16 protein-coding genes are annotated in these 15,672 nt (G+C 56.7%); 13 read left to right on the forward strand and 3 right to left on the reverse strand.

The window, feature by feature from the left end; translation table 11 throughout:
* Window positions 1–32: 32 nt before the first annotated feature.
* The 3 genes from HY868_10245 to HY868_10255 form a co-directional block, all read right to left on the reverse strand.
* Window positions 33–431, reverse strand: coding sequence for a dinitrogenase iron-molybdenum cofactor biosynthesis protein (locus HY868_10245; GenBank protein ID MBI5302508.1), 399 nt, complete (start codon window positions 429–431; stop codon window positions 33–35).
* Between the two features lie 53 nt (window positions 432–484).
* Window positions 485–1,468 carry a hypothetical protein gene (locus HY868_10250; GenBank protein MBI5302509.1) on the reverse strand — a complete coding sequence of 328 codons (984 nt, stop codon included), beginning with the start codon at window positions 1,466–1,468 and terminating at the stop codon, window positions 485–487.
* Window positions 1,469–2,114: 646 nt separating this feature from the next.
* Window positions 2,115–2,534 (reverse strand): OsmC family protein, encoded by a 420-nt coding sequence (locus tag HY868_10255; GenBank protein MBI5302510.1) that lies wholly within the window; start codon window positions 2,532–2,534, stop codon window positions 2,115–2,117.
* A 271-nt stretch (window positions 2,535–2,805) separates the two neighbouring features.
* Here HY868_10255 and HY868_10260 point away from each other — a divergent pair, with 271 nt between their 5' ends.
* The 13 genes from HY868_10260 to HY868_10320 all read left to right on the forward strand — a co-directional run bounded on the left by HY868_10260 (window position 2,806) and on the right by HY868_10320 (window position 15,652).
* A complete protein-coding gene (locus tag HY868_10260; GenBank protein MBI5302511.1) occupies window positions 2,806–3,144 on the forward strand; it encodes a hypothetical protein in 339 nt (112 codons plus the stop codon).
* A gap of 157 nt (window positions 3,145–3,301) precedes the next feature.
* Window positions 3,302–3,652, forward strand: a complete 351-nt coding sequence (locus HY868_10265; protein MBI5302512.1) for a rhodanese-like domain-containing protein — start codon at window positions 3,302–3,304, stop codon at window positions 3,650–3,652.
* A 2-nt stretch (window positions 3,653–3,654) separates the two neighbouring features.
* Window positions 3,655–3,912 carry a TSUP family transporter gene (locus HY868_10270; protein ID MBI5302513.1) on the forward strand — a complete coding sequence of 86 codons (258 nt, stop codon included), beginning with the start codon at window positions 3,655–3,657 and terminating at the stop codon, window positions 3,910–3,912.
* A gap of 42 nt (window positions 3,913–3,954) precedes the next feature.
* Window positions 3,955–4,404, forward strand: a complete 450-nt coding sequence (locus tag HY868_10275) for a sulfite exporter TauE/SafE family protein (protein MBI5302514.1) — start codon at window positions 3,955–3,957, stop codon at window positions 4,402–4,404.
* Between the two features lie 146 nt (window positions 4,405–4,550).
* Window positions 4,551–5,039, forward strand: coding sequence for a hypothetical protein (locus tag HY868_10280; protein ID MBI5302515.1), 489 nt, complete (start codon window positions 4,551–4,553; stop codon window positions 5,037–5,039).
* A 185-nt stretch (window positions 5,040–5,224) separates the two neighbouring features.
* Window positions 5,225–6,619, forward strand: a complete 1,395-nt coding sequence (locus tag HY868_10285; protein MBI5302516.1) for a cytochrome b N-terminal domain-containing protein — start codon at window positions 5,225–5,227, stop codon at window positions 6,617–6,619.
* A 12-nt stretch (window positions 6,620–6,631) separates the two neighbouring features.
* Window positions 6,632–7,156, forward strand: a complete 525-nt coding sequence (locus HY868_10290; protein MBI5302517.1) for a Rieske 2Fe-2S domain-containing protein — start codon at window positions 6,632–6,634, stop codon at window positions 7,154–7,156.
* A 12-nt stretch (window positions 7,157–7,168) separates the two neighbouring features.
* The gene (locus HY868_10295) at window positions 7,169–8,437 is read left to right on the forward strand and encodes a c-type cytochrome (GenBank protein ID MBI5302518.1); all 1,269 of its coding nucleotides are present in this window, start codon (window positions 7,169–7,171) and stop codon (window positions 8,435–8,437) included.
* A gap of 426 nt (window positions 8,438–8,863) precedes the next feature.
* A complete protein-coding gene (locus tag HY868_10300; protein MBI5302519.1) occupies window positions 8,864–10,534 on the forward strand; it encodes a hypothetical protein in 1,671 nt (556 codons plus the stop codon).
* Between the two features lie 77 nt (window positions 10,535–10,611).
* Window positions 10,612–11,583, forward strand: coding sequence for an ABC transporter permease (locus HY868_10305; protein MBI5302520.1), 972 nt, complete (start codon window positions 10,612–10,614; stop codon window positions 11,581–11,583).
* Between the two features lie 13 nt (window positions 11,584–11,596).
* Window positions 11,597–12,514 carry an ABC transporter permease gene (locus HY868_10310; protein ID MBI5302521.1) on the forward strand — a complete coding sequence of 306 codons (918 nt, stop codon included), beginning with the start codon at window positions 11,597–11,599 and terminating at the stop codon, window positions 12,512–12,514.
* Window positions 12,515–12,601: 87 nt separating this feature from the next.
* Window positions 12,602–13,648: a hypothetical protein gene (locus tag HY868_10315; GenBank protein ID MBI5302522.1), complete on the forward strand. Its 1,047-nt coding sequence runs from the start codon at window positions 12,602–12,604 to the stop codon at window positions 13,646–13,648.
* Window positions 13,649–13,867: 219 nt separating this feature from the next.
* Complete coding sequence (locus tag HY868_10320; GenBank protein MBI5302523.1) at window positions 13,868–15,652, forward strand: peptide ABC transporter substrate-binding protein; 1,785 nt, start codon at window positions 13,868–13,870, stop codon at window positions 15,650–15,652.
* The last annotated feature ends 20 nt before the right edge of the window (window positions 15,653–15,672 follow it).

Below are 15,672 nucleotides of genomic sequence, written 5' to 3' on the forward strand. Positions count from 1 at the left end.
CTTGCCGCATTCATGGCTGTCCAGGGTCTGGGCTAGTGCAGTTTTTCAGGATGGTTCACCAACGAACCATCAAGATACTTCTTGATCGCGTCTACAATCATGGGGGTATCTGTCACGACCGGCGTAATATTCGCGGCGCGAATGGACTCGTATGCGCCAGCGCCCATCCCGCGCGCGATGAGCACCTGACAATCTGAAATCGCGTCCAGCATTCGCGCATGACGCGATTGCGCGCCGGCGTCAAAGCCGTGTCCGCGCGAATCACTCGCTTCCCCGTGCGCCTCGCCGTTAAAGTGCGCGTGTCCCATTTTGTCAACGATCTCCGAAGAGGTGATGCGTTGATTCTCCACGGTCACGACCACATAGTGCGCGGCGCGTCCAAAATGTTGGCTGATGGTCACTCCATCATCTGAAACAACGGCGATCTTCATTCTGACTCCTTATCGAAATTGGATTATCGAACCAGGGAGTACTCAAGCGCGGTTTAAGGCAATTGCGAACAACCTGGGTCTGGCGTTGGCGCAGGCAAAAGCACCGGCGGCAAGCAGGGTGGAAATTTTTGCGTAACGATGTTCTTGATTTGAAAGGGAATCTCTTGCTTCTCCCAATAACTTTGGTCGGCAGGGACGAACTGGGCGAGCGTTTGCTCTGCCGCAACTAACCAGATAGACGAATAGTACTCGGTCTTCAGGTGTTCCGGCTCCGAGGGACACGAGTTTGTCCATCCTTGTGATTGAGGATAATAGATCACCATCGCTTCTTTGATCGTCCACACGGTCGTTAGTATCTCGCGCGTCTCGACGTTGACCTTTTGCCATCCCGGCGCAGTAAAGAGGACCACTTCTCCCCCGTACTCGATCAGACCTAGGTGACTGTGACCGTAACTGCACATCGGACGTTCCGGAACCAGGGCGAGTGCCTTGACTCGACTCAACGCTTCGTAAATTGTATTTGGATTCATCGGCGGACCATCGGCTTGCCAATGATGAGTAATAGCTGGGTCGGTCGGTACCATCAAGTCGTTCAGCCGGGGAATCCATTTACTTAGCACATGGAGGATCCACTTTCCGCGCTCCTGAAACCGACAATAGCGCATCTGTTGTGGATCGAAGAGCCATGAAACCGCGCGGCTTTTTTCGAGCGCGGACATCTTTTCCCAGTCCCAGGTAATGTGTTGGTTGTGTGCCCGGTCATTCGGATCAAATCGCGCGACAACCGCGCCCGCCGAATTGGAGTAGTGAACTATTCGCGCGTTCGGTTGATTGTCGAATTCAAGGTCGGCATCAAACCCAGGAATCTCTGGAATCACGATAGACGGCGCGGTCACCGTGGGCAATGGCGTGGGCGGGCGCGTGATGACGACAGTAGCTTGCGTCGGCAAAACTGTCGGCGTCGGGGTCAGGATGGGCGCGCAGGCAAGACAATCTGCCACGACGATTAGAACCAGGGCAACGAGCCGGTGACTCATGCAGTCTTGCCTTTCCACATAACCCAGACTAGGATCAAGACAGCCGGAACGGGAGTTAGCCACAAAGTCCAAACCCAGTCGAACGAATTGGTAGGGATTGCTGACGGAACAACCAACGGCGTAGCAATCGGTCGAACGGCAACGGACGTCACTGATGCGAGGGAGCGCACCGCTGGTTCACGTGCCGATACGGTCACACCCAGCATCTTGGCAAATCGCTCCGCGAGTTGTTTATAGTCCTCGGGGTGACACACGTAACAACTGGTGTACGCATCTTCGAGCGGATGGCGTACCAATCCGACGTGCGCCAACTCTTTGTCCTGAGCTGTATCATTACCGCCATGACAATTCCAGCAAGCATAGCGATGACCATATTCCGAGTGCCACTCCGTTTTGCCACAGACTGGATGAGTATCTTGGTGACACTTGACACATGAGGATTCGATGCTTCTGCATTGTGCGCTTGTCACCGATGGCATCGTCGCCCACAGTATTGCCAATCCAACCAGAACGAATGCTCCCAGGATAAACAGCAGCAATACTCTAAACATGTGAACCTCCTTGTCCTTCAGTCTGGTGGTTAATTCGTAACGATGCAACGCGCACCGACCAACCCTATACCTCGCTCATCAAATTCGGAATTCACTCATTCCATCGAACAATCGTCCTTGCCCAAGATGGTGATCGCGAGTCCATTCATTGTTTTGATCGTCTCGTGAACCGGGCACAGGTCTGCCACGCGCTCGATGGCGTGGACCCGTGCCCCGCAATCGCCGTAGGGCAACTTGACGATTGCCTTCAAATCAACCAACCGGGTTGGTTTCGATGTTTTCTCGAAACTCATCTCCACGGTCATGCCAGCATCATCAATCCCATTGATCTCACAATACTGCGCCACGAAAGCGCCGATGCAACTGCCCAACGAAGCCACAAACAATTGTGGCGGAATCGGACCACGGTCTTCGCCGCCCACCATATCGGCGGGCACATCAATCGTAAGAATGTGATTCCCGATTCTGGACTCGAATAGCATGTCACCTTTGTAGTACGTTACAATTTGAGCCATTCCCTTTTCCCTTCTCCATGTGATCGGTCGGTTCATATCAAGAACCAGAATCTTGACGTATCGCGCTCTATAATCAAATAGAACAATATAATGCTGACTACACACAATATTATAGTCTATTTTTTCACTTATTGTCAATATTAAAAACATTATTTTGTGCTATCACAAAGAATGCGCTGGTCGGGAACTGCGCAAACAGATTTTTCTTTGTAACCTCCGGCGCTTTGGGGCATCAAAGAATGTGAAAGCGCAAAGACAAAGGAGATAGAAAATGGCAATTCTCAAGGATCAAGACCGCCAAGTTTTGCGGAAAGAATTCCAAGCATTGGTTCAGCCGCTCAAAATGAAAATCATCTACTATAAATCGCTCATCTGTCCGCGTTGTATTTCGACGAATCGCTTGCTCGCACGTGTGCGGCGCGAGTATCCCGAAATCGAGATCGAAGAAATCGAAGTCGTGACCCATCTACCGCGCGCGATTCGCGACGGGGTGATGATGTTGCCCACGCTTATCGTCGGTGAGAAACGGTACCACCACGCGCCGCCGATGGACGAGTTGCTCGATGCGCTTGGCGTCACACGTCGAATAACAGAACGGGTCGCGGCATAACTGGTAAACAAGAACGTGTTCCTTGTTGCCTCACTCGGACAAGCCGAATCCGAACAAGGCAATCTGGGACACGGATTTTCGCGGATAAAGAAAATATCCGCATTCATCCGCGTTTGTCCGCGTCCCAAAGATACAAACCTCTCGAAAGGCAAATAACATGAGTCTGCTCTCGCAATTATTCGGACCACCGATTCCCCAACTCGACGCGTCCACGGCAAAAGCTAAACTCGACGAAAAGCCGCGACCGTTTTTGCTCGACGTGCGCGAGCCGGAGGAATTTCACGCGGGGCACATTGCCAACGCCACGCTGATTCCGCTGCGCGATTTAGGGCGGCGCATCCACGAGTTGCCGCGCGACCGCGCAATCATTTGCGTTTGTCATTCCGGCAATCGCAGTTCGAGCGCGACGCGGCAATTGCTCGCGGCGGGATACAATGTGACGAACCTGCATGGCGGAATGCTTGCCTGGTCGCGCAGTAACTTGCCGATCAAACAAGGTTCGCGCTAAACATGCCGGCGTTGTGGCTCGACCTGATGCTGGGTTTTGGTATCGGCTTGTCGCTGGGATTGCTCGGCGGCGGCGGCTCGATTCTCACCGTGCCGGCGTTGGTGTACCTCGTCGGGCAATCGCCGCAAGCTGCCATCACGACCTCGCTCGCGATTGTCGGAGCGAACAGCGCACTCGGCGCGACGTTTCATCACGCGCAAGGCACGCTCAATTGGCGCGTCGCGGTAATTTTCGGCGGCGCGGGGATGCTGGTCGCGTAATTTGCCGCGGGAGTATCGAAATTTTTCTCGCCCGCGATGTTGATGGTCGCGTTCGCAATCCTTATGCTCGTCGTCGGCGCAGTAATGCTCGTACGCCGCGCGGCGACGCCGCGCGCAACCGCGCCGAACTGGACATTGATCATCGCGAGTGGCGCCGGCGTTGGCTTGCTCACCGGCATCCTGGGTGTCGGCGGCGGTTTTCTAATCGTGCCCGCGTTGGTGATGCTCGTCGGCTTACCGATGAATCAAGCGGTGGGTACGTCGCTCGTCATCATCGCCGCGAATAGCGTCGCGGGATTGCTGGGACATTTGAGCGGAAGTATGTTCGACGTGACGCTCACACTCACTTTCGTCGCGGCGGGTCTCGTCGGCGCGTTCGCCGGCGCGCGTCTCGCGCATCGCATTTCGACGGATCGCCTGCGCCAAGTGTTTGCGACGTTCGTCATCGTGTTGGCGCTGTTCTTGCTCTTTGACAATTTTATTGTTGGATAGGGTGAGCAAGACTTTGGAATCCAGGTTTCCCCGCAGGGGAGAAACCTGGATTTTTTCATTCTATCGTTTCTCAATCATTTCTCCATCGCTTTTCCACATCGCCGGTTTATAGTGCGGGCAAGAACGTAAATCAAATGGAGGATAACATGTTGAAACAAATCGCTATTGCCGTGTTGATCGGTGGATTGGTCGGGATTGTCGCGCTTGGCTTGGGCATGCGCGCACTGACGCCGGCGCCGGCAAACGTGGCGAATCAAGCGCTCGCCGCGCGTGGTCAAGGCACTGGCGCGCAATTGCGTGGCGGTGGTCAAGGACAAGGGCAAGGCGTCGCGGCGCAAGGTGTGCAATGGACGACGGTGCAAGGCAACGTGATTAGTGTGGATCAGTACGCGATGACCGTGCAAGCATCGAACGGCGAACAGGTGCGGATTGAAAATCGTCCGTGGTCGTACGCGCTCGAACAAAAATTTTCGGCGAAGGTTGGCGATCAGATCAAACTAAACGGTTTTTACCAGAACGGTTTGTTCGAAATCGGACAGATGCAGAATCTGTCGAATGGCGTGAACGCGCAGATCCGCGATCAATCTGGGCGACCGGGTTGGGCGGGTCGCGGCAATGGCGGCAACGGCGGTTAGAAATTAGCCAACCTTGCGGAGGTTTAGCCAACGAAACGAGTGTGTTTCGCAAGTGGCAGGAATGTCAATGCGAAACGCGATTCATATAAACCTTCGCAAGGTTCTTCGCTTCTCCTGACCGTGGGAAGAGTGCGCGTCCTTTCCGCTTTTTGTGAATCGTTATTTTGCGATGACGGAATGAGATGATGAATCCATCGAATAATTCCCCGCTTTCCATTTGGCAGCGCGTTTGGCGCAGCGCCGTGCGCGAGCCATTCACCGGCGACCGGCGCAGTCGTCTCCGCTTGGTGATGAATAACCTGGTTTTGCACTTGCACCCGTCCCAGGTTCCGGCGCGCACGCTGCGCTTTACGTACTCGTTTGGACTGGGCGGGTTGGCTGGCTTGCTCGTCGTGATTCTCGCGGCAACGGGGATGTTGCTCGAAACCGCGTACACCCCTTCGCCGGACAAAGCGTACACTTCGATTCTCGCGTTGAGCACGCGCATCTGGTTCGGGCAGTTCATCCGCAACTTGCACCACTGGTCGGGCAATTTGATGATCATCGTCGTCGCGCTTCATCTCTTGCGCGTCTTTTTCACCGGCGCGTTTCGCGCGCCGCGCGAGTTCAACTGGCTTGTCGGCATCGCGTTGTTGCTGTTGACCGTGATGGCAAATTTCACCGGCTATCTCTTGCCCTGGGATCAACTCGCATACTGGGCAATCACGGTCGGTTCGAGCATCATCGTCTACGTGCCGTTCATCGGTAACGGACTGTCAAACGTCTTGCTCGGCGGTCCCGAAATTGGCGCGGCGACGTTGCTCAACTTTTACGCGCTGCACATTTCGATCATTCCGATGGCGATGCTCGCGCTGATGAGTTTGCATTTCTGGCGCGTGCGCAAAGACGGCGGGCTGTCACTGCCGCGCGGAGTGGACGAGCCGCCGGTGAGCAAAGATGAAAACGTACTGACGGTCGCCGATCTCGTGCGTCCCGAAGCGGTGTGGGCGATGGTGGCGCTTGCCACACTGGTGGTCTGGGCGGCGCTCGTCAACGCGCCGCTCGAAGCGCTCGCGAATCCGGACGCGAGTCCGAATCCCGCCAAAGCCGCGTGGTATTTTATGGGCATCCAGGAATTGCTATTGCATTTTCATCCGCTCGTCGGCGCGATCATCATTCCGACACTCGGCTTGCTTGGACTGGGCGCGTTGCCGTACATGGACAGTGATATGAACAGCGTCGGCATTTATTTTCGCTCGCGCCGCGGACGCTGGCTTGCGTTGTTTAGCGCGGCAACCGGCGTATTGCTCACCGCGCTCTACATCGTGCTGGACGAGTACGTGATTGATTTCGCGGGATGGTTTTACGGTTTGCCCGCGCTCGTTTCAAATGGCATCTTGCCGCTGATTCTGCTGATCCTGGGAATCATCGGTTACTATGAATTTGTGCGCCGCGCGTTTCGCGCGACGAAATGCGAGGGCGTGTTGAGCGTGTTCGTCCTCGTGCTAGCTGGATTCATCGTGCTGACGCTCGTCGGCGTTTTCTTTCGCGGCGCGGGTATGCAACTGATGTTTCCGTGGGAAATCACGCCGACGCATTAATGGAGTTGAACGATGACAGAAAATCAACAACGATTGTGCGCTCCCGAATCACTCCATTCGCAAACCGGAATTCCGCGCCGCGATTTTTTGCGCCTCGGCTGGACGGCGCTCGCCGGCGTTGCCGTGGTCGAAGCGGGCGTCGTCAGCGTGGGATTCTTTTTACCGCGTCTCAGCGAGGGTGAATTCGGTGGGGTGTTCAAGTGCGGTGCAGTGGACAAGTTTCCGAACGGTTCGGTGACGCCGTTCAACGAAGGGCGATTCTATCTCGTGCGAACCCAGGACGGCGGATTTCTCGCGCTGTATCGCAAATGCACGCACCTGGGTTGCGCAGTGCCCTGGGATCAAACCAAGCAACAATTCATCTGTCCGTGTCACGCCTCGGTGTTCGACCAAAACGGCGATGTGTTGAACGCGCCCGCCCCGCGTCCACTCGACCTCTTCCAAGTCAACCTTGTCGGCGACCAAGTCCAGGTGGACACGAGCAAACAAACCCGCCGCGACCGATTCGATCCAACGCAAATCGTATACCCGACTTAGGATTGGCTAATCATGCGAACACAAATTTTCATCGGCTTTGTCGCCGCGCTCGTGCTCGTCACAACGCTCGGCGCGTACATGTTCTACGAACCGTACCGTCAAGACCGCGCCCGCGCGGATTTGCTTGCCGCGCAAATTCGCCAAGGGCAAGTCGTGTTCGCGCAAAATTGCGCGGTCTGTCACGGCGGCGCGGGCGAAGGATTGGGCGCAACGCTTCCGCTCGACAATCCTGGGTTGCGCGCGATGGAGTACGACACGCTCTACAAAACGATTGCGCGCGGGCGGTACAACACCGCAATGCCGGCGTGGGGCGTCGCCGATGGCGGCGCGCTCAACGATGCATCTATCGAGGCGGTGATCGCGTTGATTCAACACGGCGATTGGAATGGGACGCGCCTCGTCGTCGCCGACCTGGGATTGACGCCGCGCGTACCGGTCAGTGTGACGATTCCGGCGGAGACGCTGAAACTCATCGCGGCATTGCCGGATGGAACGCGCTTGTCGAACGCGGCGCAACTCTACGCGGCGAACTGTGTGGCGTGTCACGGCGCGAATGGTAAAGGTACCACGCTCGCGCCCGCGCTCAACGATCCACAAGTCCGCACCGACCGCACCGCCGATCAACTCACAAAAACAGTCACGCTCGGCTCGCCCGCGACATTGATGGCAGGTTGGAATCAACGTTTGAAACCCGAACAAATCGCCGACCTGGTTTTACTGATTCAACGCTGGGACACATTGCCGGCGAACGCGATTCCCGAACCGCCAGCACGACCGATCGTGGTCACGCAGAAAATACTCGATACCGGCAAAACGCTGTTCACCCAAAACTGTTCGTGGTGTCACGGGGCGGAAGGACAAGGTACGCGTCGCGCGCCCGCACTCAACGTGCAAAACTTTTTCCAAAAAGTGACGAGCGACGCGGCGATGGTTCAAATCGTGACGAACGGCGTGCCGAACACGGCGATGCCGGCATGGGGCACGCGCTTGGGCGCATCGGAGATCGAAGCAGTCGTCGCGTACGTGCGCCAGTGGCAAGCAACCGCGCCAGCCGTCGCCGCGCCGCAAACGACCGGCGGCGGTGGACCGCCGTGGATGCGGAACAATGCCGCGACGAATCCGCAACCGGTCGCGCCGGGTCAAGCGGGGCAAACGCAATCTGCCGCGCGCGCGCCGATGGATTGGCGACAAATTCTTCTCCTGGGTGTCCCAGGCATCCTGTTGATGATCGCGCTCGTGTGGTCGAGTTGGGCGCTGTGGACGTTGCGGCAAAGTCGTTGATTCAGGGCGCGTGCCAAGTCGCTTGACGCGTGTCCCGCCATCATTGCGAGGGCGTTCTTTACCCGAAGCAATCCCCTAAACCAACCCTCTCTCCGTTGTCGTGCGCGTGAACGCGACCTTGCAACAGCCGGGATGTCGCAGAGCATCTTTGTTGACAGGCATAATCTTCTACCATATAATCGAACCACTTTGTTGCTATTAACTCACTCGCTCAATCTGAAAGGGGGTGGTCGGATCAAAGACGATGCTCCACCACTCGAAAAGCAAAGACAATGAATGTCGCTTTTGCGGCGTGCCGCTACACATTTGTGCGCTTTCCCCGCGTGCACTTGCTTCGCTCTGTTTTTGCGCGACCCTCGTGTGGTTAGATTCTAATTCATGCCCATGCGTTCCCCATTCGAAAACTCTCAGGAGGAGAAAAGTAAGATGAAAAAGGCAACACTCATTCTCGGGCTGATGCTCGTCTTGGTGATGCTCGCCGCGTGCGCCGCGCCGACGGAAGCGCCCAAGCCAACGAGCGTGCCCGCCGCCGCGGCAACGACTGCTCCCGCCGCGACACAAGCGCCCGCCGCGGTGCGGAATAAAGGCGGCACCTTCATTGATGCCTCATTCGCCGAAGCAGTTTCGCTGCAACCGCTCATCACGAACGATACCGCGTCGAGCTCCTATCAGAGCTTTATCTATGCCGCGCTTACGCGCTCGGACCCCAACACCTTGGAAGTGTTAGGGAACCTTTACGAAAACAATCCCACGCTTTCTGCGGATGGCGCCAAGTTGATCTGGAAATTAAAGCAGGGTCTCAAGTGGAGTGACGGCACGCCGATGACCGCGAAGGACGTGCAATTCACTTGGGACAAGATGATGGAGGAAAAGACAAAATTCCCGGCGAAAAAGTTCTACTCCGATTCCTTCAAGTCGGTCAAGGCGCTTGATGATTTCACGATCGAGTACGAGTTGACCCAGCCGGGATTCTGCCCGGCGATTCGTAACAGCGCGATCCCCGGTCCCATTCCCATGCACATTTTCAAGGACGTGGACATTAACCAGAACCCGGCGAACGACAAGCCTCTCGCCATCAACGGCTATTGGAATTTGAAGGATTGGAAAAAAGACGACAACGCGCAATTCGCGCCATCCTATCCGAATTTTGTTCGCGGCGAAGCGTTGCTCGATGGATACACGATTCGCATCGTCAAAGACAACACCGTCGCCTTGCAAATGTTCAAGACCCAGGACATTGACATTGTGACTCCCGATCCGATTGATTGGGATGAAGTCAAAAAACTGCCCTTTGCCGCGACGTATGAATACTATCCCGCCGCGCCATCGTGGACGTATGTCGGCTTTAACACCGTGAATCCGTTGTTAAGCGATAAAAAGGTGCGTCAAGCGATTTCGCACGCGATCAACAAGCAAGAGTTCGTGGACAAGATTCGCCTCGGCTATGCCAAGGTGCAACACTCGAACATCCCCGCGACCTCGTGGGCGTTCACCGACGATGTGCCCAAGTTCAATTACGATGTCGCCAAAGCCAAGGCGTTGCTCAAGGAAGCGGGCTGGGTTGCCGGTTCCGACGGCATCCTGGCGAAAGACGGCAAAAAATTCCAAATTCGCTTGTTCTACAACGCGGGCAATAAACAACGCGAGATGATCTCGATCATTACCCAGGATTATCTCAAAGCGGTAGGCATCGCGGCAGAAGTGATTCCGGAAGAATGGACGGCGTACCTAAAACGCGTTCAAGAACCGGATCCAAAGAAACGCGACTTTGAGATGTTTGTCCTTGGCTGGTCGGGTGGGATTGATCCATTCGGCACCGGCAATATCTGGAAGTCCAAAGGTTCGCAGAACTATACCGGTTTCAACAGCGCGGAAATTGACAAACTGTACGACGACGCCGCGGTCGTGCCGGGTTGCAAGCAGGATGACCGCAAGAAACTGTACGCCAAGATTCAGCAGATCGTCGCCGAAGAACAACCGTACCTTTTCTTGTACACCAATCAATCGCTCATTGGGGTCAACAAACGCATCAAAGTGAACCCGGCTACCATCCTGGGTATCAACTACACTCTCGAAACCTGGCAACTCAACAAGTAACAACCTGTCGAATGTTGACAGTCCATTAGGGGCGAGCGCAGTCGCTCGCCCCTATATTGATTCAAGGGACGAACGTCATGACGCGTTATTTGGTTCGGCGCATTCTCCAAACGATTCCGGTCTTGTTCGTAATCTCGATCATTCAATTCGGTCTGATCAACGCCGCACCCGGCGGTCCGATCAAACAATATTCGCTCGATCCGAACATCAGCGCGGAAGACATTGCGCGGTTGGAACATGAATTGGGTTTGGATCAGCCCTTGCCGATTCAGTACTTGCGGTGGATGGGGAATTTTTTGCAGGGGAACCTAGGTTACTCGTATTTTTCACATCGCCCAGTCATCGAGGAGGTGATGGGGCGTCTGCCGGTCACGATTGAACTCAGTCTCGCCGCGACGCTGATCAGTTATCTCATCGGCATTCCGCTCGGCGTGTACGCCGGTTTGCATCGCGGCGGCAGAATTGATCATGTGATTCGCTTTTTTACTTCCCTTCTCAATGCCGTGCCGCATTGGTGGTTGGGTCTGCTCATTCTCATCGCGCTGGCGAACATCCGGGTGGCAACCGGCATTCAACTCTTACCGATGGGTCGCGCTGGCACACTCGGCAGAGAAGGATTCGACCTACTCGATTCCTTGTGGCATTTGGTTCTACCCGCGCTGATGCTCGGCACCGGCGGCTGGGTCGGCTTCGGTCGCTACATGCGTTCCGAGACGCTCGAAGTGCTGGGACAGGATTATGTCCGCACCGCGCAAGCCAAAGGTCTCGCGCCGCGCGTAGTCGTGTGGCGACACGTGTTGCGTAACGCGCTCATCCCGGTCGTGACGATCTCCGGTGGTTTGCTCGTCGGTTTACTGAGCGGCTCGGTCATTTACGAAAATATTTTTTCGTGGCCCGGCATGGGGCGTTTGTTGTTCGATGCGACGCTCAAAAAAGATTATCCGATTAGCATCGGCGTCGCGTACGTGTACACGATCCTGGCAGTGTTCGGACGCTTGATTGCCGATCTCGCGTACGGGTGGGTTGACCCGCGCATACGATACGATTGAGGTGAATTTAGCGATGGCATTCCGTACCCCGAATGATGAATCCCGTTTCGCCGCCGAGAACGCCTCGCGCGGACCCAGCCGTAGTTTTTGGCAGGACACGTGGCAACGCTTTCGCCGCGATCGGCTTGCGATTGCGGGTGGTCTGGTCTTTTTGTTGCTCTGTTTGATTTCGCTGGCAGCGCCGCTCGTCTCGCAGTACGTTACCGGGTATGATCCCGACAAGAATAATTTGAGCGAGCAGTGGAAACCCCCGACTGCCAAGCATTGGTTTGGCACCGACGAGTACGGACGCGATTATTTCACGCGCATTGTGTGGGCGGGACGCGTATCGTTGAGCATCGGCTTTTTCGTCGCGATTGCGAGCGTCGTGATTGGCGTCACGCTGGGTTTGATCGCCGGCTACTTTGGCGGTTGGATTGACGACTTGCTCCAAGCCGTCGTCAATGTCATCGCGGCAATTCCGTTTCTGCCGCTCCTCATCATCATCGGCTCGATGATTCGCTTGGACGCGCTGGGGATGGCGTTCTTGTTATCCGTGCTCGGCTGGACCGGCGAACTGCGTCTCGTGCGCGGGCAAGTGCTCTCGGTCAAGCAACGCGATTACGTGCTTGCCGCACGCGCCGTCGGCGCGCGCAACGGACGCATCATGGCGCAGCATCTCTTGCCGAACGTTTTTTCGATTGTGCTTGTCATCCTGGGTTTCGACATTGTCGGCGCGATTCTCACCGAATCGTCGCTGTCGTTCCTGGGTTTCGGCGTCGCGCCACCGACCGCAACCTGGGGCAATATGTTGACCAACTCCCTGTCGTACTATACGCGCGCACCCTGGCTCGTCGTTTTTCCAGGGATCGCGATTTCGCTCACCGTGCTGTCCGTTTATTTGCTCGCCGATGGATTGCGCGACGCGATGGATCCGCGTTTGCGGCGCTGATTCCTTTTCGCTTTTCGTTAACGACCGCCGATGACCGACCGCCACCATGTAATGCGGTCTGCCGTCGGCGGTCGTTTTGAGAGACAATTGTTGCGACGCATCAAAATTCTGTTTGCGCTTGCCGTTTGGCTTGTCGCGTGTCAAACCACACCGCCGAACATGTGGCTCACGCGCGCGAGTTTGCGCGAGCCGCGCAGTTGGTTTGGCACGGCGACGGTCGCCGGAAAAATCTACGCGCTAGGTGGGATGGTCGGCGCAGATGGCGCGCGGCGTGATACGAACGAAGTGTTCGATCCGCGCGCGAATGCGTGGAGTACGCTCGCCCCGATGCCGAGCGCACGCGCGTCGCTTGCCGTCGTCGCGGTCGGTGACACGATTTACGCGCTGGGGGGTTATCTTGAAAACGGCACGACGAATCGCGTCGAAGCGTTCGACACGACGACCGGACGTTGGCGCGCGCTGCCGCCAATGCCGACGCCGCGATTCGACCTGAGCGCGAATGTCATCGGCGAGACGATTTACGCGCTCGGCGGATTCGACGACGCCGTGATGAACGTCGTCGAGGCGTACGAAACGACGACCCAGCAGTGGCGCGCGCTGCCACCCATGTTGCGCGCGCGTTATGCGTTCAGCAGTCTCGTGCTCGATGGCAAACTCTACGCGTTCGGCGGTAGAGGCGAACGCGACGCGCTCGACACGATCGAGGTGTTCGATCCGCAAACGCAAACGTGGAGTATCCTCAATACGAAAATTCCAGAACCGATTGCCGGGTTTGGTACCGTGTACGCCGAGGGCTGGGTGCATGTGCTCAAGTACGACAAACATTTCGCGTACAATCTGCAGACACACGCGTGGCGCACCGATTTGCCGCCGATGCCGACCTCACGCCACGGCTTGAAAGCCGATTACATTGACGGAGTGATTTACACGGTCGGCGGTTGCTCGACCGGCGATGGCAACTTGTTCGATGTGGCGCGAAACGAAGCATTCCCGCTTCATCCTCCGGCGTACCTCACGCTTCGCGGTGCGCCGATGGAATTGCCGACCATCGTTTACCCGGCGATGCTTGCCGCCGCGATTTTTATTTGGTTCATGTTGCGCCGCGCATTATCGGCGGTGAGTTCGACGCGGTGATTGGACATTTTTTTTGTGATGCGGTATAAAAGCGCCTAGCCACGCCCTTGAGGGCGTGGCTAGATAAAAATGGAGAATGAACGTATGCGTCGAATCAAATTGCAGAGCGTTTTGTCGCTACTCAGCCCTGTGTCATTTCGAGGAGCGGAGCGACGAGAAATCTCTAGCCATGCCGGGATTTCTCGCTTCGCTCGAAATGACAACCTGAGTAGTCACGTTTTGGCGCTTGCTTTACTGTTACTCGTCTCGTGCGGTTCGCCCGCCACGCCAACCGGCACGCCCGCGGCGACAGCGCCAGTCCAAATCGTTCCAATCGTTGCGACGCCCGCCGCAACCGCCACAGCTACGCGCGCGCCGCGACCCAACCTCGTCCGCGCGAATCTGCCCGGTGATGTCACGACGCTCGATCCCGCCATCGCGTCGGATCCCAGTTCGCTCGCGGTGATTGAGCAGGTTTTCGTCCCGCTCGTGCGTTTGGATGAAGTGACGAACGAACCGCGTCCCGGCATTGCGACGACGTGGACGATTTCGGCGGATGGCAAGACGATCACGTTCAAACTGCGTGGCGACGTGCCCTGGGTCAAGTACGACGCGGCGAAACAACAAATCGTACAAGCGCAATCGTGCCCAGACAAGAACAAACAGACCAAAGCACGCCTGGTCACGGCGAAGGATTTCGAGTACGGCATTTTGCGCGCGCTCAAGCCGGCGACGGCTTCGCCGTTCGCGCCGTTGCTCGCCCCGTACCTCGATGGCGCGAGCGCCTACCTGAACGCGGAAACGGCAGACACGACCAAGGTCGGCGTCAAGGCGTTGGACGATGCGACGTTGGAAATCAAACTGCGCGAGCCGATCGCGTTCGCGTCCGTGTTGTTGGGTTTATCGGCGACGAGCGCGACGCCGCGTTGGTTGATTGACGGCGACGCGTGCACCCCGCGCGTGGGCGACAAGTGGAGCGACCTGGCGAACCTGCAAACGTACGGTCCGTTCGTCGTCAAGACATGGACGCGCGGCGCGAATTTGACGCTTACCAAAAACGCATTTTGGTTCGGCGACGCGACGACGCCCGCACCGGCACTGGAACAAGTCACGTTCACGTTCTTGGATGACGCGGCAGTGATGAATCGCTTTGAACGCGGCGAGCTGGACGCGGCGACCGTGCCGAGCGCCGAGTTCGAACGCGTCAAGTCCGACGCAACTCTAGCCAAGTTGTTGACGACCTCGCCGAATCAATGCACGTACTATTTCGGATTCAACACGCGCGCGCAAGTCGTGAACGACGCGCGCGTGCGCCGCGCCTTGTCGCTCGCGCTCGATCGTAAGACGCTTGTCGAAAATGGCGTGAAGAATGGACAGACGCCGGCGGGGTGGTTCACGTTGCCGGGCATCAATGGCGCATCCAAAGCGGATGCGAACCTCGGCGTCAAGTTTGACGCGACAGAAGCCAAGCGCGTGTTGGGTGACTATCTCACAGAAAAGAATCTCTCCGCCGAAAATCTCGACCTCACCTTGGCGTACAACACCATGCCCGGCAATCAGAAAATCGCGCACGCCGCGCAGGAAATGTGGAAGAACAACCTGGGTATCACGGTCAAACTCGCTGCGCAAGAGTGGGACGCGTTGAACAAAGCGATCAAAAGCAAGAACGCGCCGCAGGTCTGGCGCTTTGGTTGGTGCATGGAATATCCGGACGCGCACAACTTTATGCGCGATGTGGTCGCGGCGGGCGGCTCGGTGAATCCCACGAGCGGCAACGCGCCAGCCGGCGGTTTGAACTGGCGCAATGAGCGGTACGAAGATGCGATCAAGCGCGCCGCAATCGAAAAAGACAACGCCAAGCGCGTCGAGTTGTACGCACAAGCCGAAAAAATCTTGGTTAACGAAGATGCAGTACTATTGCCCGTCTACTGGTACGCGCGCGGCGTTGTCACGCAACCGTGGGTCAAACGCACCTTTGCATTCAACGGGCGCGAACGGTACGAGCGTTGGCAGATTTTGCCGTAGCAGTTGGTTGAACCAGCAGA

This window comes from Chloroflexota bacterium (genome assembly GCA_016219275.1).
Lineage (GTDB): Bacteria > Chloroflexota > Anaerolineae > UBA4142 > UBA4142 > JACRBM01.

Excerpts from the sequence above, each read along its gene's own strand:
- HY868_10245 (MBI5302508.1), bottom strand. The coding sequence starts at position 431 with ATGAAGATCGCCGTTGTTTCAGATGATGGAGTGACCATCAGCCAACAT.
- HY868_10250 (MBI5302509.1), bottom strand. The coding sequence starts at position 1,468 with ATGAGTCACCGGCTCGTTGCCCTGGTTCTAATCGTCGTGGCAGATTGT.
- HY868_10255 (MBI5302510.1), bottom strand. The coding sequence starts at position 2,534 with ATGGCTCAAATTGTAACGTACTACAAAGGTGACATGCTATTCGAGTCC.
- HY868_10260 (MBI5302511.1), top strand. The coding sequence starts at position 2,806 with ATGGCAATTCTCAAGGATCAAGACCGCCAAGTTTTGCGGAAAGAATTC.
- HY868_10265 (MBI5302512.1), top strand. The coding sequence starts at position 3,302 with ATGAGTCTGCTCTCGCAATTATTCGGACCACCGATTCCCCAACTCGAC.
- HY868_10270 (MBI5302513.1), top strand. The coding sequence starts at position 3,655 with ATGCCGGCGTTGTGGCTCGACCTGATGCTGGGTTTTGGTATCGGCTTG.
- HY868_10275 (MBI5302514.1), top strand. The coding sequence starts at position 3,955 with ATGGTCGCGTTCGCAATCCTTATGCTCGTCGTCGGCGCAGTAATGCTC.
- HY868_10280 (MBI5302515.1), top strand. The coding sequence starts at position 4,551 with ATGTTGAAACAAATCGCTATTGCCGTGTTGATCGGTGGATTGGTCGGG.
- HY868_10285 (MBI5302516.1), top strand. The coding sequence starts at position 5,225 with ATGAATCCATCGAATAATTCCCCGCTTTCCATTTGGCAGCGCGTTTGG.
- HY868_10290 (MBI5302517.1), top strand. The coding sequence starts at position 6,632 with ATGACAGAAAATCAACAACGATTGTGCGCTCCCGAATCACTCCATTCG.
- HY868_10295 (MBI5302518.1), top strand. The coding sequence starts at position 7,169 with ATGCGAACACAAATTTTCATCGGCTTTGTCGCCGCGCTCGTGCTCGTC.
- HY868_10300 (MBI5302519.1), top strand. The coding sequence starts at position 8,864 with ATGAAAAAGGCAACACTCATTCTCGGGCTGATGCTCGTCTTGGTGATG.
- HY868_10305 (MBI5302520.1), top strand. The coding sequence starts at position 10,612 with ATGACGCGTTATTTGGTTCGGCGCATTCTCCAAACGATTCCGGTCTTG.
- HY868_10310 (MBI5302521.1), top strand. The coding sequence starts at position 11,597 with ATGGCATTCCGTACCCCGAATGATGAATCCCGTTTCGCCGCCGAGAAC.